Annotated in this window: 16 protein-coding genes; 5 read left to right on the forward strand and 11 right to left on the reverse strand. The window is 73.2% G+C overall.

Going from position 1 to position 20,662, the window contains the following annotated elements; genetic code table 11:
• Window positions 1-67: 67 nt before the first annotated feature.
• Entirely contained in the window at window positions 68-1,507 is a 1,440-nt protein-coding gene (locus PYR72_RS35120; RefSeq protein WP_013004249.1) for a hypothetical protein, read from the forward strand.
• Window positions 1,508-1,574: 67 nt separating this feature from the next.
• Here PYR72_RS35120 and PYR72_RS35125 read toward each other — a convergent pair whose 3' ends face one another.
• Together PYR72_RS35125 and PYR72_RS35130 are read right to left on the reverse strand one after the other, a co-directional pair.
• Window positions 1,575-2,969 carry an NAD(P)/FAD-dependent oxidoreductase gene (locus tag PYR72_RS35125; protein ID WP_275459039.1) on the reverse strand — a complete coding sequence of 465 codons (1,395 nt, stop codon included), beginning with the start codon at window positions 2,967-2,969 and terminating at the stop codon, window positions 1,575-1,577.
• Window positions 2,970-3,330: 361 nt separating this feature from the next.
• Window positions 3,331-4,251, reverse strand: coding sequence for a TIGR01777 family oxidoreductase (locus PYR72_RS35130; protein WP_275459040.1), 921 nt, complete (start codon window positions 4,249-4,251; stop codon window positions 3,331-3,333).
• 92 nt (window positions 4,252-4,343) lie between these two features.
• Here PYR72_RS35130 and PYR72_RS35135 point away from each other — a divergent pair, with 92 nt between their 5' ends.
• On the forward strand, window positions 4,344-4,832 hold the full coding sequence (locus tag PYR72_RS35135; protein WP_275459041.1) for a GNAT family N-acetyltransferase: 489 nt from the start codon (window positions 4,344-4,346) through the stop codon (window positions 4,830-4,832).
• Window positions 4,833-4,915: 83 nt separating this feature from the next.
• Here PYR72_RS35135 and PYR72_RS35140 read toward each other — a convergent pair whose 3' ends face one another.
• Complete coding sequence (locus PYR72_RS35140) at window positions 4,916-6,100, reverse strand: MarP family serine protease (protein WP_275459042.1); 1,185 nt, start codon at window positions 6,098-6,100, stop codon at window positions 4,916-4,918.
• A gap of 348 nt (window positions 6,101-6,448) precedes the next feature.
• Between PYR72_RS35140 and PYR72_RS35145 the strand changes: the two genes are divergently transcribed.
• Together PYR72_RS35145 and PYR72_RS35150 are read left to right on the forward strand one after the other, a co-directional pair.
• Entirely contained in the window at window positions 6,449-7,228 is a 780-nt protein-coding gene (locus tag PYR72_RS35145; protein ID WP_275459043.1) for a peptidoglycan recognition protein, read from the forward strand.
• 116 nt (window positions 7,229-7,344) lie between these two features.
• Complete coding sequence (locus PYR72_RS35150; protein ID WP_275459044.1) at window positions 7,345-7,629, forward strand: hypothetical protein; 285 nt, start codon at window positions 7,345-7,347, stop codon at window positions 7,627-7,629.
• A gap of 40 nt (window positions 7,630-7,669) precedes the next feature.
• Here the strand turns inward: PYR72_RS35150 and PYR72_RS35155 are convergent, their stop codons facing one another.
• The 7 genes from PYR72_RS35155 to PYR72_RS35185 all read right to left on the reverse strand — a co-directional run bounded on the left by PYR72_RS35155 (window position 7,670) and on the right by PYR72_RS35185 (window position 18,582).
• Window positions 7,670-8,194: a DUF4240 domain-containing protein gene (locus PYR72_RS35155; RefSeq protein WP_275460604.1), complete on the reverse strand. Its 525-nt coding sequence runs from the start codon at window positions 8,192-8,194 to the stop codon at window positions 7,670-7,672.
• An 86-nt stretch (window positions 8,195-8,280) separates the two neighbouring features.
• Entirely contained in the window at window positions 8,281-9,282 is a 1,002-nt protein-coding gene (locus PYR72_RS35160) for a WYL domain-containing protein (protein ID WP_275459045.1), read from the reverse strand.
• 246 nt (window positions 9,283-9,528) lie between these two features.
• Window positions 9,529-12,231, reverse strand: a complete 2,703-nt coding sequence (aceE, locus tag PYR72_RS35165) for a pyruvate dehydrogenase (acetyl-transferring), homodimeric type (RefSeq protein ID WP_275459046.1) — start codon at window positions 12,229-12,231, stop codon at window positions 9,529-9,531.
• A gap of 380 nt (window positions 12,232-12,611) precedes the next feature.
• Window positions 12,612-13,250: a GntR family transcriptional regulator gene (locus PYR72_RS35170; RefSeq protein WP_275459047.1), complete on the reverse strand. Its 639-nt coding sequence runs from the start codon at window positions 13,248-13,250 to the stop codon at window positions 12,612-12,614.
• A gap of 256 nt (window positions 13,251-13,506) precedes the next feature.
• Window positions 13,507-15,300: a 2-oxoglutarate dehydrogenase, E2 component, dihydrolipoamide succinyltransferase gene (gene sucB, locus PYR72_RS35175; protein WP_275459048.1), complete on the reverse strand. Its 1,794-nt coding sequence runs from the start codon at window positions 15,298-15,300 to the stop codon at window positions 13,507-13,509.
• A gap of 61 nt (window positions 15,301-15,361) precedes the next feature.
• Window positions 15,362-16,750 (reverse strand): dihydrolipoyl dehydrogenase, encoded by a 1,389-nt coding sequence (gene lpdA, locus PYR72_RS35180; RefSeq protein WP_059080755.1) that lies wholly within the window; start codon window positions 16,748-16,750, stop codon window positions 15,362-15,364.
• 293 nt (window positions 16,751-17,043) lie between these two features.
• The gene (locus PYR72_RS35185; RefSeq protein WP_275459049.1) at window positions 17,044-18,582 is read right to left on the reverse strand and encodes a leucyl aminopeptidase; all 1,539 of its coding nucleotides are present in this window, start codon (window positions 18,580-18,582) and stop codon (window positions 17,044-17,046) included.
• Window positions 18,583-18,956: 374 nt separating this feature from the next.
• On the opposite strand from PYR72_RS35185, the gene PYR72_RS35190 reads away from it, so the two are divergent.
• Window positions 18,957-19,751, forward strand: a complete 795-nt coding sequence (locus PYR72_RS35190) for an endo alpha-1,4 polygalactosaminidase (protein ID WP_275459050.1) — start codon at window positions 18,957-18,959, stop codon at window positions 19,749-19,751.
• A gap of 65 nt (window positions 19,752-19,816) precedes the next feature.
• On the opposite strand, the gene PYR72_RS35195 is transcribed toward PYR72_RS35190, so the two are convergent.
• Window positions 19,817-20,626: an adenosylcobinamide-GDP ribazoletransferase gene (locus tag PYR72_RS35195; RefSeq protein ID WP_275459051.1), complete on the reverse strand. Its 810-nt coding sequence runs from the start codon at window positions 20,624-20,626 to the stop codon at window positions 19,817-19,819.
• Window positions 20,627-20,662 lie beyond the last annotated feature (36 nt).

The raw sequence follows: 20,662 nt of genomic DNA on the forward strand, positions 1-20,662 counted from the left end.
AAAGGCTTCTCACCAGGCAATCCGGGAAACCCCGCCGACACCCGGAAGGCAGGAGACCGCACCGCAGATGACGGAACGACCCGCGCAGCGCACCCCCAACCGCCAGCTCGCCGCCCTCATCGCAGAAGCGGGGTTCTCGAACGCGGGACTAGCGCGCCGTGTGGACCAGCTCGGTCTCGAACACGGCCTCGACCTCAGATACGACAAGACGTCGGTCACCCGCTGGCTGCGTGGTCAGCAGCCCCGGGGGACGACACCCGCCCTCATCGCCGAGGTGTTCACCCGCCGCCTCGGCCGCCGGCTCACCGCCCAGGACCTCGGCCTGGACGCCTGCGCCCCCGTGTACGCGGGCCTGGAGTTCGCCGCCACCCCCGAGGAGGCCATCGACATCGTCGGCGGCCTGTGGCGCAAGGACTCCGGCAGCCACGCCGAACTCCGCAAGATCGCGTTCACGCCCGCCGGGCTGGTCGTCCCCAGCCGGGACTGGCTGATCGGCCGCGCCGACGACCGGGTCGGCCGGGGTGATCCGGGCGCCACCCGGGTCCCCCCGCAGGGCCGCCCGGCCGTCCCCCGGCAGCGCAGCCAGACCGAGCGCGGCCCCGGCCAGAAGGTCACCGGCGGGGACATCGCCGCCCTGCGCTCGGTGGGGGAGCTGTTCCGCGCCCTCGACGACGCCTACGGCGGCGGGCACGCCCGCCAGGCCCTCGTGCGCTACCTGGAGCACGAGGCCGAGCCCATGCTGCGCGGCGCCTACGGCGAGCAGGTCGGCCGACGGCTGTTCGCGGCCGCCGCCGACCTGACCCGGCTGGCCGGCTGGACCTCGTACGACATCGGGGCGCACGGTCTCGCCCAGCGGTACTTCGTGCAGGCGCTGCGACTGGCGCAGGCGGCGGGCGACCGGGCGTACGGGGCGTACGTGCTCGTCACGATGAGCCGTCAGGCGGTCTACCTCGGGCACGGCAGGGAGGCCGTGCAGCTCGCGCGCGTGGCCCAGCAGGGTGTCGGGTCCGCCGTGCCGCCGGTGGTGCAGTCGCTGCTGCACTCCGTCGAGGCGCGGGGGCACGCGGTGCTCGGCGAGGTACGGGCCTCCACGGCCGCGCTCGTGCGCGCCGAGCGCGCCCTGGAGACGGCCCGCCCCGGGGACGAGGTCCCCCACTGGGCGCGGTTCTTCGACGAGGCCCAGCTCGCCGACGAGTTCGGGCACAGCCACCGCGACCTCCAGCAGTACCGGGCCGCCGCCCAGCACGCCGAGCGCTCCCTGCAGCTGCGGGCGCCCGCCTACGCCCGCAGCCGCCTGTTCTGCCGCGTCGTCCTCGCCTCCGCCCGGCTGGGCCTCGGCGAACTCGACCAGGCCTGCCAGCTGGGCGCGGAGGCCGCCGGTCAGGCATCGGAGATGCGGTCCGTACGGGCCGTGGAGTACGTCCGCGACTTCGAGCGCCGGCTGGAGCCCTACCGCGACGCGGCCCCGGTGAGGGGGTACCGGGACAAGGTGGCGGCGCTGGGGTAGGCGCGGGAACCACCTCAGGGGCGCCCGGTGATGTGCCGGGCGCCCCTGAGGGGTCTTCGGTGGCCTGTCACGCGGCCGTTTCCAGGAACTCCTCCGCGAGCGCCGGGCGGACGTCCAGGTCGGTCAGGACGGCGTGGGCGGCCCGCCGGGCGGAGTGCAGCGCGCCCTGCACGGTGCTGGTGTCGCGGTGGTCGCCGCAGACGTAGAGCCCGGCCAGCAGACGCACCGGCCGGCGCAGGTCGTGCGGCGCGGGCATCGCGGGGACCGCCTCGGGGACGTGGTGCGCGGCCAGGAGCTCCCAGCGGGTCGTGGACGTCCGGTAGAGACGGGCCAGCTGGGCGCGGACCGTGGCGTCGAGGTGCGCCGGGTCCGGGGGAGTGCCGAGGACCACGGAGGTGATCAGGGAGCGGCCCACCGGTGCCCGGCTCGGGTCGACCTGGCTGATGACCGCCGTGTGCGAGACGGGTCCGCTGCGGTCGGCGTCCAGCAGCAGCGCCGGTTCCGTCAACGGGGGCTCGTCCGTGGCGTGGTGCAGGACCGTCACCGGGTGGAACGCCGGGACCCGCAGCCCCGGCAGCAGGGCGGCGGCGGACCGGGCGTCGGTGGCCAGCACCACGGCACGGCAGGTGAGCACACCGTGGTGCGCCGTCGTCACCGAGGTCGTGCTGATCGCGGTGACCTCCACCCCCGTGCGGACCGAGCCCGGCGGCAGCGCGGCCGCGAGCAGCTCCGGAAGGGTGTCGGCGCCGCCCTCCGGGATGCACAGCCGGCCCGTCGCGAAGGTGTGCAGCGCCAGGTCGGCGCAGCGGCTGGAGGTCTCCAGCGCCGGGTCGGCGAGCAGCGCGGCCAGCAGGGGCCGTACGAAACCGTCGATCGTGCGGGGCGGGAAACCCCGGGTGGTCAGTGCCTGGGCGACCGGTACCTCCGTCCGGGTGAGCAGCCGCTCGGGCGCGGTCGCGGCGAGCCGGGCCAGCGCCATGGCCAGCCGGGACTGGTCGGCGGGGGCGCCCAGCCGGCCGGGCCGGGTGCTCGTGGAACGGCCCTGGTTCCGGGGGAGCCTGGGGGCGCTTGCGAGGGCGCGTGCGGCCGTGAGTGCGCCCCTCGCGCTCCGCAGGACAGGGGTGGCGCCGGCGCGCTGATGACGGCCGTCGGCGTGCAGCAGGACGCCCGGGGCGAACGGACGCAGGGGGAGCCCGTCCAGGCCCGGCGTGCGGCGCAGTTCCGGGTACGACGTGGACAGCAGCCGCGTCGTCCGGTCCAGACGGAAGCCGTCGACCTTCTCGGTGGACATCCGGCCGCCGACGGCGGGGCCGGCCTCCAGGACGGTGGTCCTCAGCCCCGCCCTGGTCAGATGTCCGGCCGCCGCGAGGCCGGCCACACCGGCTCCTACGACGATGACGTCTGTGCTTTCGGCGTCCTCTGTGTCCGCCGGGAACGCCGACTGGTGCACCGACTCAAGCACGTGCCCCTCCCGAGGTCGCGCGGCTGCGGGGACGTTATGCCCCCAACATCCTTCTGAAACACCTGAGTTCGGCTTGAGAGTGAAGGCGGGAGCCGGTCCCGGGGAAGGAGCGCGGGACCCTCGCACGGGGGCATGGACGGGGTGCGTGTGCGCCGGGCGTTCGGGGGCGGGGACGTCGTCTTCGGGTGCGGGTCCGGTGGGGGCTGGTCGCGCAGTTCCCCGCGCCCCTGAAAAGCAGGGGCTGCGCCCCGTGCTTTTCAGGCCCGCGGGGCCTGGGCTTTCAGGGGCGCGGGGAACTGCGCGAGAAGCCCCACGCACCCGCACCCGACATCACACCCGCACCGACCACGGACCCACCCCCTCAGCCGAGCGCCGCTCGAATCGCGTCGTCGATTTCCGGATACGTGAACGTGAACCCCGACTCCAGCAACCGCGTCGGCACCACCCGCGTGCTGCCGAGGACATCGCCCGCGACGCCGCCGAGCGCGAGCCGCAGCGCCGGCGCGGGCACCGTGAACACGGTGGGCCGGCGCAGCACCCGCCCCATCGCCGCCGTGATCTCACGGTTCGTCAGCGGGGCCGGCGCGGTCAGGTTGAACGGGCCCGACAGCGACGGCGTGAAGAGCAGATGCCGCAGGGCCGCGACCTCGTCGTGCAGGGAGATGAAGCTCCAGTACTGGCGTCCGTCGCCCATCCGCCCGCCGAGCCCGGCCTTGAACAGCGGGAACAGCGGACCCCAGGCGCCCCCGCCCCGGGCCACCACCAGCCCCGTACGCGCGAACGCGGTACGGATCCCGGCCTCCCGCGCCGCCTCGGTCGCCCCCTCCCACTCCACGCACAACGCGGACAGGAACTCCGACCCCGGCTCCGCCGACTCGTCCACGACCCGGTCGCCCGTGAAGCCGTAGAAGCCGATGGCGCTGCCGTTGACGAACACGCTCGGCGGGGTGTCGAGACGGGCGGCGGCCTCGGCGAGCGTCCGGGTGCCGTGCACCCGGCTGTCGCGGATCGTCGCCTTGTACGACTCCGTCCAGCGGCGGGACGCGACCCCCGCGCCGGCGAGATTGACCACGGCCGCGCAGCCCGCGAGGCCGGCCGTGTCGACCTGCCCCGCCTCCGGGTCCCAGTGCACCTCGCCCCGCGCCCGGGGCGCCCGGCGTACGAGCCGGAGCACCTCGTGGCCGTCGTCGGTGAGGGAGCGGGCGAGCGCCGAACCGATCAGGCCGGACGCCCCGGCGATCGCGATACGGGAGCCGGGTGGAACGGGTGATTCATCCGTCATGCCTCCATCCTGCCCGCCCCGCGGCACGACAGTGGTCCCGGGGGCGCGAACCGGCCGTCCGGCCGCGTCGGCGCCGCCGTACAGTGGCCGCCATGCCCGTTCCCCACATACGCGTCGCGACCTCGGACGACGAGGACACGCTCAGCCGGCTCGACCGCGACACCTGGTCCACCCTGCACTCCGTCCAGGCCCGCCCCGAGCAGCCGTACCCGCCGTTCTTCAACGAGCGCCACGGCCCGGGGGACCACCTGGTCGCCGAACTCGACGGGACGGTCGTCGGGTACGTCCGTCTCGCCGTGGCCTCCGGCCTGGCGTGTCACACGCACGTCCGCCAGGTCCAGGGCCTCGCCGTCGCCGACCGGGCGCGCGGGGCGGGCGTCGCGCGAGCGCTGCTGCGCGCCGTGCAGGACGAGGCGCGCCGCCGGGGCGCCCGCCGGCTGACCCTGCGGGTCCTCGGCCACAACACCGCGGCCAGGAAGCTCTACGAGTCCGAGGGGTTCGTGGTGGAGGGCGTCCTGCCCGAGGAGTTCCTGCTCGACGGGCAGTACGTGGACGACGTGCTGATGGGCCGTCGGCTCTGACCTGACCTGACCTGACCTGACCTGACCTGATCGGATCTGACCGACCTGACCGGCCGTCACCGACGGGTCGCGAGGTCACCGGGTCACGAGGTCACGAGCTCGCCCGTGTCCACCGGCGCCGTCGCGTTCGCCGCGCGCTTCGCGTCCGGGAGGACCTCGTCCACCGTGAGGACGTACCCCGTCTCGGCGTCCGAGGTGGAGCGCGCGAAGACCACGCCGAACACCCGGCCCTCGGTGGTGAGCAGGGGGCCGCCGGAGTTGCCGGGGCGGACCGTGGAACGGATGGAGTAGATGTCGCGGGTCACCGAGTCGGTGTTGTAGATGTTCCGGCCGGTGGCGTCGATACGGCTGGCGACCGTGGCCGCCTGGAGGTCCAGACCGCCGTCCTCCGGGTAACCGGCGACGACCGCCGCGTCGCCGCGCCCGGCGCTGTCGTCGAAGCGCAGCACGGGGGCCTTCAGCCCCGGGACGTAGAGGACCGCCACGTCCTTGTCCGAGTCGAAGAGCACGACCTTCGCCTCGTACGCCCTGCCCACGCCGCCCACCCGCACGCTCGGGTCGTCGATGCCCGCCACCACATGGGCGTTGGTCATCACGTGTTCGGTGGAGTACACGAAACCGCTGCCCTCGCGGCCCTGGGTGCCGGCCACGCCCTCGATCTTCACCGTGCTCCGCTTGGCGGCGCTCGTCGCGGCCGCGGTGACGCTGTCGCCGGACGGCTTGGCGACCTCGGCCGTCGCCTCGTTCTCGAACGGGTTGAAGACCTGCGGGAAGCCCGCCTCGGTGAGCGCGGACGTGGCGTCCGAGAACCAGGCCGGCGTGGTGTCCGGCATGGTGTCCTGCACGGCGCCCAGCAGCACGGAGTTACGGATCGAGTTGGTCACCACCGCCGACGAGGACGCCCCGAGGACGCTCGCGGCCACCCAGGCCACGATGAGCACGGCGAGGGTGTTGGCCGCCGCCCCGCCGATGCCGTCCGCCACCCGCAGCGGACTGCGGTCGATCTCCCGGCGCAGCCGCAGCGCCAGCCTGCCCGCCAGCTCGTGTCCGATCACCCCCGGCACCAGCACCGTCAGCACCGCCGTGACCGTCGCCGCCGGAGTGCCCGCCTCCACCAGCTCCATCATCCAGGGCAGCACCCAGACGCCGGTGGCCGCGCCGCCCACGAATCCGGCGAGGGACACACATCCCGCCACCAGGCCGCGACGGTAACCCGACGCCGCGTAGGCGAGGATCACCAGCATCAGCAGGATGTCGAGCACGTCCACTCCAGCCGCCTCTCTCTAGGGACCCTGTAGTACGCGCGCGGCGGCCCCAGTGATCAGCCGGGCCCCCGCGGCGGCCCGCCGGTCCGCGCGAACCGGCCACCACCGTGCCGCATCCGCCTCGAACAGTGAAAACGCCCCGGGCCACGGCGTTGGTTCCTTCCGCTTCCCCCGGGTGGCCCACCCCACATCGCGGGCGGGGCGCGTCCGGGTGACTCTGGGGACATGCGTGTGTTCCGGATGTCACGGGGGGCGCGAATACGGCGGCTGCGCCGCGCGTGGCGCCGTCGTACCCGGACCCCGCGCGCCCCGGGCCCGCTCCACCGGCGCTCGCGCCCGGCCCGTGACCGTGTGCGCCTGGCCTGGGAGCACGCGGATCCGCCCCGGCGCGTCCTGCTGGTGCTGCTGGCCTGTCTGCCCGGCCTGGCGGCCGTCCTCGTGGTCGTCCTGCTCGCGGTCGGCGCGGACCGCCCGGCGCATCGCGCGGGCCGGCCCGCCGCCCGGCCCGTGCCGCCGCACCAGGCGCCCATGCCGCCGATCGTGCCGCGGTCCCGCTGGCTGGAGAAGGAGGCGCCCAGCCAGCCGCCTGCCCGTTACGACGACGAGGTGGCCGCCGTCTTCATCCACCACACGGACTCGCCCAACGGCTACGACTGCGCCGACGCGCCCCGCATCATCCGCTACCTGTACGCGGGCCAGACCGGAGCCAAGGACTGGGACGACATCGGCTACAACTTCCTCGTCGACCGCTGCGGCACCATCTACGAGGGCCGTGCGGGCGGCATCACCCGCGCCGTCACCGGCGCCCACACCCAGGGCTTCAACCACCGCACCACCGGCATCGCCGCTCTCGGCACCTTCACCGCCGGGGTCCCCGTCCCCCAGGCCATGACCGACGCGATCGCCGCCCTGGCGGCCTGGAAACTCGGCCTCTCCGACACCGACCCGCGCGGCAGCGTCCGGCTCACCTCCAGCAACAGCCTCAGCCGCTACCCCTCCGGCACCACCGTGCTGCTGCCCACCCTCGCCGGCCACAGCGACGGCTACATGACCAGCTGTCCGGGCGCGGCCCTCGCGGAACGCCTGCCCGCCATCAGGGAACGGGCGGCGCACCTCCAGGGCCGGCGCTGAACCGGATCTCATCGGGTTCACAGACAGCGCGCCCGGGCCTCACAGACTTCTCCCAGACACGCGCCCTAACTTCGTCGGTGTCACGCCGACCGGAGCCTGGGAAAGTGGTGGGGAAAATGACCGGCAGCCGTACGAAGAACACGTCCCGCGACCCGAGGCGGTCCTGGACCTCGGCCCTGCGGAGCCCCTGGACGGTGGCCTGCGCGGCAGCCGTCGTCGTCCTCGGCCCGTCCGCCGTGACCGCGTCCGCCCTGGACCGCGCCAACGCCGCGCCCCTGCACGGGGCCTCGGCCCCCGAGCACCCCGCCCCCGGTCAGGAGCGGGGACGGCACGCCCGGCCGTCCACCGACGGGCAGTACGCGTACGTGCCGCGCGCGGGGAACCGCGGCTCACGCCCCTGAACGGCGGCAGCCGCGGCTCTCGCCCCCGAAGGGACCCGTCTCAGCCCTCGCCCCGGAAGCGTTCCCAGAGCTTCGGGCAGCGCTCGGCGAGCGCCGCCTCGTCCTCGAAGTCCAGCGGGGTGCCCTCCGGTTCACGGGGCGGGGGCGGGAGACCGAGGTCCGGGGCGACCACACCGGTGAGCTGCTCGTACGCCTCGTCCGCGGCGTAGCCCAGCTCCTCGCCGTCCCCGTCGACCTCGTCGTCGAAGTCGTCCAGCAGACCGGCGAGGGAGTCGGGATCGTGGACCGCGCCCTCGAACACCTCCCGGCCCTGACCGATCAGCCAGCACCGGAAGAAGTCGAACGCGTCGTCACTGGCACCGTCCAGCAGCACCCACGCGGCGCCCCAGAGGTCCCAGGTGTAGGCGCGGTTGTAGCGGGACTCGAAGTGCCGGGCGAAGTCCAGCACCGCCTCCGGGTCCAGCCGGCCGAGCCGTTCCACGAGCAGGTCGGCCTGGTCCTCGGGGTCGCCCTCGGCGTCCTCGCGGGACGTGTCCACCAGCTCCCAGAACTCCGTCTCGTCCATCACGGGTCCAGCATCGTGCCTGGGCGGGTGGGACGCACGCGGAGGACGGCGGATCGTTATGACCGATGCGGACGCGCCCGGCGGACTCACGCGTCGCTGTAGAGCCCGGCGAGCCGGCGCGCGTCGTCCGCGAAGCGCTCCCGCAGCTCCGCCGGGGCCAGCACCTCGGCCTCCGGCCCCAGCGCCGTGAGCTGGGTGTGGGCCACCTCCCACGACTCGACCCGGAGGGTGACGGTGGTCCGGCCCAGCTCGTCGGGGGAGCCGGCCGCCGCCAGGGCGTCGCGCGCGGACACGGGATCCACGACGTACGCCAGCCTCCGCAGCCCCCGCGCCGACAGCCGTACGACGACCTCGGTGTGCAGGATCGACCGGGCGAACCGTTCCGTCTGCTCGTCCCAGTACCCCGGCAGATCGAACTCCTCGTCGCGGGCGAAGCGCTCGCCGCCGTCCTCGACGGAGAGGAAGCGGTCGATGCGGTAGGTCCGGAACGAGCCGGTGCCCTCACCGGTGCCGTCGCCCGCGGCGGGCACACGGGCGCACAGGTACCAGACACCGGCCTTGAGGACGAGACCGTACGGCTCCAGCTCCCGCCCGACCTCCACGTCGCCCCTGCGGTACCGCGCGACGATCCGGCGGTCGTCCCACACGGCGTCCGCGACGGCCGGCAGCAGCTCGGGGGTCTTCGGCTCCTGGAACCAGCTGGGTGCGTCGAGGTGGAAACGCTGGGCGGCCGTACGGGAGGCGTCGCGGAGGGAGGGCAGCAGGGCGGCCGACACCTTCAGCCGGGCGGCGGAGGCGGCGTCCTCCAGCCCCATCTCCCGCAGCGCACCCGGCACACCGCTGAGGAACAGCGCCTCGGCCTCGCTGCGGGCCAGCCCCGTGAGCCGGGTCCGGTACCCGCCGATCAGCCGGTACCCACCGGCCCGCCCCCGGTCCGCGTACACCGGGACCCCCGCCTCCGACAGCGCCTGGGCGTCCCGGGTGACGGTGCGCTCGGACACCTCCAGCTCCCGGGCGAGTTCGGCGGCGGTCATGGAGGGCCGGGCCTGAAGCAGCAACACCATTTTGATCAGCCGGGCAGCACGCATGGGGCCATGATGCCGGGCCGATGTGACAAAAGGGGGTGGGATGTCGGGTGCGTTCTTCGGCTGCGGGTGGGTGGGGGTTGCTCGCGCAGTTCCCCGCGCCCCTAAGAGCAACGGCCCCTGCGGGCCGAAAAGCAGGGGCCGCAGCCCCTGCTTTTCAGGGGCGCGGGGAACTGCGCGACCAGCCCCCACCGGAGCCGCACCCGCCGACGAACCCGCACCCCCGAGTCATGAGGCGCCCCCGGCTCCCTACAGCCCGTACCGCTCCCGGGCCTCCTTCACGGAGGTCGCCTTGACCTCACCCCGCCGCGCGAGCTGCGCGAGCGCCGCGACCACGACCGACTGCGCGTCGACGCCGAAGTGGCGCCGCGCCGCCTCCCGGGTGTCGGAGATGCCGAACCCGTCCGCACCGAGCGAGGAGTAGTCCTGCTCCACCCACTGCGCGATCTGGTCCGGAACCTGGCGCATGTAGTCGGACACCGCCAGCACCGGCCCCTCGGCACCCTGCAGCGCCTGCCGGACGTACGGCGTCCGCTCCTCCCCGCGCAGCAGCGCGGCATCCGCCTCCAGCGCGTCCCGCCGCAGCTCGCTCCAGGACGTCGCCGACCACACGTCCGCCGCGACACCCCACTCCTCCGCGAGCAGCTTCTGCGCCTCCAGGGCCCAGTGGATCGCCGTACCGGAACCGAGCAGCTGGACGCGCGGCGCGTTCGCCACCGGGGACAGCCCCGCCGACTCGGCCGTGTTGAAGCGGTACAGGCCCTTGACGATGCCCTCGTCCACCCCGGCCACGCCCGGCTTCGCGGGCTGCGGCAGCGGCTCGTTGTAGACGGTCAGGTAGTAGAAGACGTTCGGGTCCTCGCCCGGGGCCGCCTCGCCGTACATCCGGCGCAGACCGTCCTTGACGATCGCCGCGACCTCGTACGCGAACGCCGGGTCGTACGTCAGCGCGGCCGGGTTCGTCGCCGCGATGACCGGTGAGTGGCCGTCGGCGTGCTGCAGGCCCTCGCCCGTCAGGGTCGTACGGCCGGCCGTGGCGCCGACGAGGAAGCCGCGGCCGAGCTGGTCGCCGAGCTGCCACATCTGGTCGGCCGTGCGCTGCCAGCCGAACATCGAGTAGAAGATGTAGAACGGGATCATCGCCTCGCCGTGCGTCGCGTACGACGTCGAGGCGGCGATGAAGTCGGCCATCGAACCGGCCTCGGTGATCCCCTCGTTGAGGATCTGCCCGTCCTTGGCCTCCTTGTAGTACATCAGCTGGTCACGGTCGACCGGCTCGTACGTCTGGCCCTTGGGGGAGTAGATCCCGAGCGACGGGAACAGCGACTCCATGCCGAAGGTGCGGGCCTCGTCGGGGACGATCGGCACCCAGCGGCGGCCGGTCTGCTTGTCGCGGACCAGGTCCTTGACGAGCCGGACGAAGGCCATGGTCGTCGCCACGTTCTGCGAGCCGGACCCCTTGTCGAAGGCGGCGAAGGTCTTGTCGGCGGCGGCCGGGAGCGGCGCCAGGGCGTGCGTACGACGGGCGGGCGCCGGGCCGCCGAGGGCCGCGCGGCGCTCCTGGAGGTAGCGGACCTCGGGGGAGTCGGCGCCCGGGTGGCCGTAGGGCACGACCCCGTCGACGAAGTCGCTGTCCTTGATGGGGAGTTCGAGCAGATCACGCATCTGCTTGAACTCGTCCGTCGACAGCTTCTTCATCTGGTGGTTGGCGTTCTTCGACGCGAAGCCCTCGCCGAGGGTGAAGCCCTTGACGGTCTGCGCCAGGATCACGGTCGGGGCGCCCTTGAACTCGACGGCGGCCTTGTAGGCGGCGTACACCTTGCGCGCCTCGTGACCACCGCGCGAGAGGTGGAAGCACTCCAGGATCTTGTCGTCGCTCAGCAGCTTCGCCATCTCGACGAGCGCCGGGTCCTTGCCGAAGAAGTCCTGGCGGATGTAGGCGGCGTCGCGGGTCTGGTACGTCTGCACCTGCGCGTCCGGTACCTCGCGCAGGCGGCGGACGAGCGCGCCCGTGGTGTCGAGCTGGAACAGCTCGTCCCAGGCGGAGCCCCACAGGGTCTTGATCACGTTCCAGCCGGCGCCGCGGAACTGGGCCTCCAGCTCCTGCACGATCTTGAAGTTGGCGCGGACCGGGCCGTCGAGGCGCTGCAGGTTGCAGTTGATGACGAAGGTGAGGTTGTCGAGACCCTCACGGGAGGCCAGGGCGAGTGCCGCCGTGGACTCGGGCTCGTCCATCTCGCCGTCGCCGAGGAACGCCCAGACGTGGGAGGCCGAGACGTCCTTGATGGCGCGGCTGGTCAGATAGCGGTTGAAGCGCGCCTGGTAGATGGCGGAGAGGGGGCCGAGGCCCATGCTCACCGTCGGGAACTCCCACAGCCAGGGCAGGCGGCGGGGGTGCGGGTACGACGGGAGGCCGTCGCCGCCCGACTCGCGGCGGAAGTTGTCCAGGTGGGACTCGTTCAGCCGGCCGTCGAGGAAGGCGCGGGCGTAGATGCCGGGGGAGGCGTGGCCCTGGATGTAGAGCTGGTCGCCCGAGCCGTCGGCCTCCTTGCCCTTGAAGAAGTGGTTGAAGCCCGTCTCGTAGAGCCAGGCCGCGGAGGCGAACGTCGCGATGTGGCCGCCGACGCCGTACTTGCTGCCGCGGGTCACCATCGCGGCGGCGTTCCAGCGGTTCCACGCGGTGATACGGCGCTCCATCGCCTCGTCACCGGGGATGCCCGGCTCGGCGGCGGTGGGGATGGTGTTGACGTAGTCCGATTCGAGCAGCTTGGGCAGCGCGATGCCGTTGCCCTCCGCGCGCTCCAGGGTGCGCCGCATCAGGTACGCCGCGCGGTGCGGTCCGGCCGCCTTGGCGACGGCGTCCAGGGAGGCCTGCCATTCGGCGGTCTCCTCCGGGTCCCGGTCGGGGAGCTGGTCGAGCGCGCTCGGCTGGATGGCGTGGGAGTCGGTCATTGCGCCGCCTTCCTCAGTCGAAGGGGGTTCCCTCATCGGTAAGCGTTCGGGGGTTGCCCTTGGTCTTTGGCAGGACAGGGCGACGGGCTCCTGTGGAAGCCCGTCGGTGACTGTAACCCGCTGATCGATGATCGATCAAAGGGTTGCGGGCAAAATATCTTGATCACGAGAAAGTCGGCACGGGGTGCCTCCGGCGGTGGCACCGGGTGACCTGTGTGACCCCGGGTTTGTGCAGGTGGGGCGGCGTTTGAGCGGGGGTTCGCTCAGGGGGTGGGTCGTCTGGGTGCGTAGGCGGGTGCGGCTCCGGTGGGGGCTTCTCGCGCAGTTCCCCGCGCCCCTTGGTCACCCGGGCTCCCCCCATGCTTTTAACCCCCCGGTGGCTAGGCCGGTTCGTCCGTGTGCGGGGCGCAGCCCAGGACGTGGGACTTGACCAGGTCCGCGATCCGCGGGTCGCGGCGACGGAACGCGGCGACCAGCTCCTCGTGCTCCTCGGCGTACGACTGCTGCACCGTCCCCAGCCAGCGGATCGACAGGGCCGTGAAGACCTCGATGCCCAGCCCCTCCCACGTGTGCAGCAGCACCGAGTTGCCCGCCGCCCGCACCAGCTCCCGGTGGAACGCCACCGTGTGCCGCACCTGGGACGTCCCGTCCGCGTTGCGGTCCGCCTCGTACAGCGCGGCCACGTGCGGCTCCAGCGCCGAGCAGTCCTCCGCCAGCCGCTCCGCCGCCAGCTCCGCCGCGATCGCCTCCAGGCCGGCCCGGACCGGGTAGCTCTCCTCCAGGTCGGCCGCCGTCAGGTTCCGCACCCGTACGCCCTTGTTCGGCGCGGATTCGATCAACCGCAGCGACTCCAGCTCGCGCAGTGCCTCCCGCACGGGCGTCTGGCTGACCTCCAGCTCCGTCGCGATCCGCCGCTCCACGATCCGCTCACCCGGCTTCCACCGCCCGCTCACGATGCCTTCCACGATGTGCTCGCGGATCTGTTCGCGCAGCGAGTGGACGACGGGCGCGGTGGTCATGCGGGCTCCTTCGGCGGGGGACAGAGCCCCAAGGGCGGTGACCTCTAGACAATAAAGCCGCGGCCCTCCGGGGGAGAGGCGCACGGGCGTGCTTTCGCGCAGGTGAGACGAGACTTACACGCCCCCGAGGAGCGCCGGTTTGTAAAGACCCGTACCGGCCAGGCTGAGGGGCCCCTCGGCGACAGGGCGCGCACGCGCGGATGCCCCGCCCGGAGAACTCCGGACGGGGCATCGTCGTGGCGCGTGCGCCCGGGGACTACAGACCGAGCTCGACCTCGAACTCGCCCGCCTCCAGGATCGCCTTGACCGCCGTCAGGTAACGGGCCGCGTCGGCGCCGTCGACCAGACGGTGGTCGTAGGAGAGGGTCAGGTACGTCATGTCGCGGACGCCGATGACCGTGCCCTCCTCCGTCTCGATCACGGCGGGGCGCTTGACCGTCGCGCCGATGCCGAGGATCGCGACCTGGTTCGGCGGCACGATGATCGTGTCGAACAGCGCGCCGCGCGAACCGGTGTTGGAGATGGTGAAGGTCGCGCCGGACAGCTCGTCCGGCGTGATCTTGTTGGCACGCACCTTGCCCGCCAGGTCGGCGGTGGCCTTGGCGATACCGGCGATGTTGAGGTCGCCGGCGCCCTTGATGACCGGGGTCATCAGGCCCTTCTCGGAGTCCACCGCGATACCGATGTTCTCGGCGTCGAAGTAGGTGATCGTGCCGTCGGCCTCGTTGATCCGGGCGTTGATGGGCGCGTGCGCCTTCAGCGCCTGGGCCGCTGCCTTCACGAAGAACGGCATCGGGGAGAGCTTCACGCCCTCGCGCGCCGCGAACGAGTCCTTCGCGCGGGCGCGCAGCCGCATCAGGCGGGTGACGTCGACCTCGACGACCGACGACAGCTGCGCCTGCTCGTGCAGCGCCTTGACCATGTTGTCGCCGATGACCTTGCGGATGCGCGGCATCTTGATGGTCTGGCCACGGAGGGGGGACGCCTCCAGGGACGGAGCCTTCTTGGCGGCGACGGCCGGTGCGGCGGCGGGAGCCGGAGCGGCGGCAGCGGCCTTCGCGGCCTCGGCGGCGGCGACGACGTCCTGCTTGCGGATACGGCCGCCGACGCCGGTGCCCTTGACGGAGCCCAGGTCGACACCGTGCTCGGCGGCGAGCTTGCGCACCAGGGGGGTGACGTAGGCGCCCTCGTCGGTGGCCTTGGCGGCAGCCGGGGCCGCGGCGGCCGGGGCCGGGGTGACGGGCGCGGGCGCGGCGGCCGGAGCGGCCGGGGCAGCGGCGGCGGGCGCCGGGGCCGGAGCGGCCGGGGCGGCAGGCGCGGGGGCCGGAGCCGCGGGGGCGGCCGGGGCGGGCGCGGGGGCCGCCGGGGCCGGGGCAGCGGCGGCGGGCGCCGGAGCCGGGGCGGCCGGGGCAGCCGCCGGAGCGGCACCCGGGGCACCGATGACGGCCAGCTTGGCGCCGACCTCGGCGGTCTCGTCCTCGGCGACCGTGATCTCCAGCAGCACACCGGAGGTGGGCGCCGGGATCTCGGTGTCGACCTTGTCGGTGGAGACCTCCAGCAGCGGCTCGTCGGCCTCGACCGAGTCGCCGACCTCCTTCAGCCAGCGGGTGACGGTGCCCTCGGTGACGGACTCGCCGAGCGCCGGGAGGACCACGTCGGTGCCCTCGGCCGAGCCGGCGCCGGTGGCCGCCTCCGCGGTCGGGGCCGGAGCGGGGGTCTCCTGCTCGGTGGAGGGCGCGGCCGCGGCGGGCTCGGGGGCCGGAGCCGAGGCCTCCTCGGCGGCGGGGGCCGGGGCGGCGGCGGGCGCGCCCGAGCCGTCGTCGATCAGGGCCAGCTCGGCGCCGACCTCGACCGTCTCGTCCTCGGCGACCTTGATGGAGGCCAGGATGCCCGCGGCGGGGGAGGGGATCTCGGTGTCGACCTTGTCGGTCGAGACCTCGAGCAGCGGCTCGTCGGCCTCTACGCGCTCACCCTCGGCCTTCAGCCAGCGGGTGACAGTGCCCTCGGTGACGCTCTCGCCGAGCGCCGGAAGGGTTACGGAAACCGCCATGGTTTCTGTTGCTCCTTAACGAATTGCGGAAGTCTGGATCGTCGCTTCGTCGACCGAGGGGTCAGTCGTGCGAGTGCAGCGGCTTGCCCGCGAGGGCCAGGTGGGCCTCGCCGAGCGCCTCGTTCTGCGTCGGGTGGGCGTGGATGAGCTGGGCGACCTCGGAGGGCAGCGCTTCCCAGTTGTAGATCAGCTGGGCCTCGCCGACCTGCTCGCCCATGCGGTCGCCGACCATGTGGACGCCGACCACCGCACCGTCCTTGACCTGCACGAGCTTGATCTCGCCCGCGGTCTGGAGGATCTTGCTCTTGCCGTTGCCCGCGAGGTTGTACTTCAGAGCGACGACCTTGTCCGCGCCGTAGATCTCCTTGGCCTTGGCCTCGGTGATGCCCACGGAGGCGACCTCCGGGTGGCAGTACGTCACCCGCGGCACACCGTCGTAGTCGATCGGAACGGCCTTCAGGCCGGCCAGACGCTCCGCCACCAGGATGCCCTCGGCGAAGCCGACGTGCGCGAGCTGGAGCGTCGGGACCAGGTCACCGACGGCGGAGATGGTCGGGACGTTGGTCCGCATGTACTCGTCGACCAGGACGTAGCCGCGGTCCATGGCGACGCCCTGCTCCTCGTAGCCGAGACCGGCGGAGACGGGGCCGCGGCCGACGGCCACCAGCAGCAGCTCGGCCTCGAACTCCTTGCCGTCGGCGAGGGTGACCTTGACACCGTCCTGGGTGTACTCGGCCTTCGAGAAGAAGGTGCCCAGGTTGAACTTGATGCCGCGCTTGCGGAAGGCGCGCTCAAGAAGCTTGGAGGAGTTCTCGTCCTCGAGGGGGGCGAGGTGCTTCAGCCCCTCGATGATCGTGATGTCGGTGCCGAAGGACTTCCAGGCGGAGGCGAACTCGACGCCGATGACACCGCCGCCGAGGACGATCGCCGACTTCGGGACCCGGTCCAGGACGAGGGCGTGGTCCGAGGAGATGATCCGGTTGCCGTCGATCTCCAGGCCCGGAAGCGACTTCGGCACGGAGCCGGTCGCCAGCAGGACGTGACGGCCCTGGATGCGCTGGCCGTTGACATCCACGGAGGTCGGGGAGGACAGACGGCCCTCACCCTCGATGTAGGTGACCTTGCGGGAGGCGATGAGCCCCTGCAGACCCTTGTACAGGCCGGAGATCACACCGTCCTTGTACTTGTGCACGGCGGGCACGTCGATGCCCTCGAAGGTGGCCTTCACGCCGAACTGCTCGCTCTCGCGGGCCTGGTCGGCGATCTCGCCCGCGTGGAGCAGGGCCTTCGTGGGGATGCATCCCCGGTGCAGGCAGGTGCCGCCGACCTTGTCCTTCTCGATCAGGGCGACGTCCAGGCCCAGCTGGGCCCCGCGCAGCGCCGCGGCGTAACCACCGCTGCCACCGCCGAGGATCACTAGGTCGAAAACGGTGCTGGCGTCGTTCGCCACGTCACGTCCTCCATGCATGTGCGCCGTACGCCGGTCGTCCGAGACCCGCGCGGCGGCTGGTGTCCGGCCGCTCTTCTTCGGCCCTGTGGTGGGGGCCCTGTCCTGCCGAGCCCCATCTTCGCACTTGTCGGAAGGGAACGAGACGCCGGGCCGGGGTGTGAGACACCACACGCTCAGATGTGACGGGGGGGCCGAGGGGCCGCGCCCCGTCGGGGGCGCGGGGAACTGCGCGACCGGCCACAGCCGGCCCGCAGTCGCCCGCGTCCCTCAGGTGTCGAGCCAGGGGGCGGACATCACCCCAGGTCGCCGGAGGCGGCCCGCTCGGCCAGCCGCACCAGCGTCCGCACGGCCGTCCCGGTGCCGCCCTTGGGCGTGTACCCGAAGGGCCCGCCCTCGTTGAACGCCGGCCCCGCGATGTCCAGGTGCGCCCAGGTGATCCCCTCGCCGACGAACTCCTTCAGGAACAGCCCGGCGACGAGCCCGCCGCCGTAGCGCTCGCCCATGTTCGCGATGTCGGCGGTCGGGGAGTCCATCCCCTTGCGCAGGTGGTCCGGCAGCGGCATCGGCCACGCCGGCTCACCGGACTCCTCGGCCGCCTCGTGCACCGCGGAGCGGAACGCGTCGTCGTTCGCCATGATCCCGAAGGTCCGGTTGCCCAGCGCCAGCATCATCGCCCCGGTCAGCGTCGCCACGTCGACGATCGCGTCCGGCTTGTCCTCGGACGCCTTGGCGAGCGCGTCGGCCAGCACCAGCCGGCCCTCGGCGTCGGTGTTCAGCACCTCCACCGTCTTGCCGCTGTACATGCGCAGCACGTCACCCGGGCGGGTGGCGGAGCCGGACGGCATGTTCTCGGCGAGGGCGAGCCAGCCCGTGACGTTGACCTCCAGCCCCAGCCGGGCGGCGGCGACGACCGCGGCGAACACGGCGGCGGCACCGCTCATGTCGCACTTCATCGTCTCGTTGTGCCCGGCGGGCTTGAGGGAGATACCGCCCGAGTCGTAGGTGATGCCCTTGCCGACGAACGCCAGGTGCTTCTTCGCCTTGGAGCTGGTGTACGACAGCTGCACCAGGCGGGGCGTGGCCGCGGAGCCCGCGCCGACGCCGAGGATGCCGCCGTAGCCGCCCTTGGCGAGCGCCTTCTCGTCGAGGACGGTCACCTTGATGCCGTGCTCCTTGGCCGCGGTCTGGGCGACGGCGGCGAAGGCCTCGGGGTCGAGGTCGTTCGGCGGGGTGTTGATGAGGTCGCGGGCGCGGTTCAGCTCCTCGCTCACCGCGGTCGCGCGCTCGGCGGCGGCCTTGTGGGCCTTGTCGCGCGGCTTCGCGCCGAGCAGGACGACGTCGGCGAGCGGGCCCTTGGCGTCCTTCGCCTTCGGGTCCTTGGCGTTGCCCTTGTAGGCGTCGAAGGAGTACGCGCCGAGCAGCGCGCCCTCGGCGACGGCGCCCACGGCGTCGGCGTCGGCGACGGGCAGCGCGAACGCGGCCTTCTTCGTCCCGGACAGGGCACGGGCCGCGGCACCGGCCGCGCGGCGCAGCGTCTCCGCGCCGAACGCGCCGTCCTTCTCGGGCACCGCGCCCAGGCCCACCGCCAGCACGAGCGGCGCCTTGAAACCGGACGGCGCGGGCAGCTTCGTCACCTCGCCCTCGGCGCCCGAGGCACCGAGGGTCTCCAGAAGGCCGGCGAGCTTGCCGTCGTAGGCCTTGTCCACAGCTTCGGCGCCCGGCGCTACGACCAGGCCCCCGGGCCGAGATGCGGGGCCCTTCGCGACACCGACCACGATCGCGTCGGCGCGGAGGCCGGGCGCGGCGGCGGTGCTGAGAGTGAGAGCAGTCACGGTGGTGAAATCTCGCTTCCGATTGAGTTTCGGTGGCCGAACGGATGGGTCGACGTGCCGGGAACGAGCCTAGGCCCTTGTTCGGCCCCTCGGACCTGGGGCGTGGGCCGGTCGCGTTCCTGCCGTCCGCGCGGCGTCCGCTGCGACCAGCCTCCCTGACTTTCCGCTCCGGACGTGCAGGGAGATCCCCATGTCTCAGAGATAGGGGGATCCCTTATCGCCCTGCACGAGGCGCTGTTGAGGATTCTCGCGCCCGCCGCTCCCGGCACGGCTTCCCGACCACGGGGGCGCACGAAGCGCCCGCGCACCGGCGCGGCATCCGGCGTGGGGGATCATCACGGGGGTACGCCGTCGCACGCCCTGGAGCCCACCCGATGAGCCGCGCCCCCGCCCGCAGCCTCCTGCTGTCCCTGCTCCTGCTGACAGCGGGATGCACCACCGCCCCCGACGGCGCCGGGGAGGAGCCGGGCGCCCACTGGCGGCCGAGGCCCGGCACCCCGTGGCAGTGGCAGCTCAGCGGGCGCCTGGACACCTCCGTCGACGTCCCCGTGTACGACATCGACGGCTTCGACCAGTCGGCCGGCACGGTCGCCGAGCTGCACGACGACGGTCGTAAGGTCATCTGCTACCTGTCGACCGGCGCCTGGGAGGACTGGCGCCCGGACGCCGGGGAGTTCCCGAAGTCGGTCCTGGGGAAGGGCAACGGCTGGGACGGCGAGCGCTGGCTCGACATCCGCGAGACCGACGTGCTCGAACCCCTGATGGCCGCCCGCATCGACATGTGCGCGGAGAAGGGCTTCGACGCGGTCGAACCCGACAACATGGACGGCTACCGCAACCGGACGGGCTTCCCGCTCAAGGCCGCCGACCAGCTCCGCTACAACCGTCTCGTCGCCCGCCTGGCCCACGAACGCGGCCTCGCGGTCGGCCTGAAGAACGACCTCGACCAGATACCGGCCCTCGTCGACGACTTCGACTTCGCCGTCAACGAACAGTGCGCCCAGTTCGAGGAGTGCGAGGACCTGACCCCGTTCATCGAGGCCGGCAAGGCCGTCTTCCACGTCGAGTACGAGATGAGGACGGCGGACTTCTGCCCCGAGGCCCGGCGCCTGGAACTCAGCTCGCTGCTGAAGAAGTGGGATCTGGGGGTGTGGCGCAGGGCCTGCTGACCACCTGGGAGAACACCCACGAGGTCACCCGAAAGCACTCCTGAGGTCACCCGAGGGGGAGCAGGTCACCCGAGGGCGAACACCACGAGGGCCGCCGTCGCCGCCGTCTCCGCCAGAGCGCCGAAGACATCCCCGGTGACACCGCCGAACCGCCGCACGCAGTGGCGGAGCAGCAGCTCGGCGGCACCGCAGGCGACGACGACCGCGAGCACCGCGCGGCCCAGGTCGTACGGCCCGAGGAGCGCCCCCGCGCCCGCCGCCGCGCACCCCACCAGGGCGGCCACGAGCAGCGCGGACCCCGGCGGCACCACCCCCGCCACCGCGGCCCCCAGCCCCTCCGGCCGGGCCGGGGGAACGCCGGCGCGCGCGGCCAGGGTCAGGGCCAGCCGTGCGGCGGTCGCCGAGACGACCGTCGCGAGCGCGCCCAGCGCCCAGGACTCGCCGTACGCCCCGGTGAGCGCGGCCGTCTGGGCCAGCAGCACCAGGACGAGGGTGACGACCCCGAAGGGCCCGATGTCCGACTGCTTCATGATCCGCAGGGCGTCCTCGGCGGGCCGGCCGCTGCCCAGCCCGTCGGCGGTGTCGGCGAGCCCGTCCAGATGCAGGCCCCGAGTGAGAACGGCCGGTACGGCGACGGAGGCCACGGCGGCGAGCTGCGGACCGGCGCCGAGGAGCAGCAGCAGACCGCCGAGCCCGGCCGCGCCCAGGCCCACAGTCAGCCCGGCGACCGGTGCGCACAGCATCCCGGCCCGCGCGGCCTCCCGGTCCCAGCGGTGCACGGTCACCGGCAGCACGGTCAGGGTGCCGAACGCGAAACGCGGGCCGTCGAGGGGCGCGGCGCGGGGCGGGACGGGGGGCTCGGGGGGCGTGGACACCGGCGCAGGCTACCCGGCGGGCCGGGCGGCCTCGGC

Origin of the sequence: Streptomyces sp. VNUA24 (genome assembly GCF_029167005.1) — a bacterium.
Classification (GTDB): Bacteria; Actinomycetota; Actinomycetes; order Streptomycetales; family Streptomycetaceae; genus Streptomyces; species Streptomyces scabiei.

What these genes read in the sequence shown, in the direction of transcription:
- PYR72_RS35120 (WP_013004249.1), top strand. Translation starts at nt 68, where the DNA reads ATGACGGAACGACCCGCGCAGCGCACCCCCAACCGCCAGCTCGCCGCC.
- PYR72_RS35130 (WP_275459040.1), bottom strand. Translation starts at nt 4,251, where the DNA reads ATGACGGATGAATCACCCGTTCCACCCGGCTCCCGTATCGCGATCGCC.
- PYR72_RS35135 (WP_275459041.1), top strand. Translation starts at nt 4,344, where the DNA reads ATGCCCGTTCCCCACATACGCGTCGCGACCTCGGACGACGAGGACACG.
- PYR72_RS35150 (WP_275459044.1), top strand. Translation starts at nt 7,345, where the DNA reads ATGACCGGCAGCCGTACGAAGAACACGTCCCGCGACCCGAGGCGGTCC.
- PYR72_RS35155 (WP_275460604.1), bottom strand. Translation starts at nt 8,194, where the DNA reads ATGGACGAGACGGAGTTCTGGGAGCTGGTGGACACGTCCCGCGAGGAC.
- PYR72_RS35160 (WP_275459045.1), bottom strand. Translation starts at nt 9,282, where the DNA reads ATGCGTGCTGCCCGGCTGATCAAAATGGTGTTGCTGCTTCAGGCCCGG.
- aceE (WP_275459046.1), bottom strand. Translation starts at nt 12,231, where the DNA reads ATGACCGACTCCCACGCCATCCAGCCGAGCGCGCTCGACCAGCTCCCC.
- PYR72_RS35170 (WP_275459047.1), bottom strand. Translation starts at nt 13,250, where the DNA reads ATGACCACCGCGCCCGTCGTCCACTCGCTGCGCGAACAGATCCGCGAG.
- sucB (WP_275459048.1), bottom strand. Translation starts at nt 15,300, where the DNA reads ATGGCGGTTTCCGTAACCCTTCCGGCGCTCGGCGAGAGCGTCACCGAG.
- PYR72_RS35190 (WP_275459050.1), top strand. Translation starts at nt 18,957, where the DNA reads ATGAGCCGCGCCCCCGCCCGCAGCCTCCTGCTGTCCCTGCTCCTGCTG.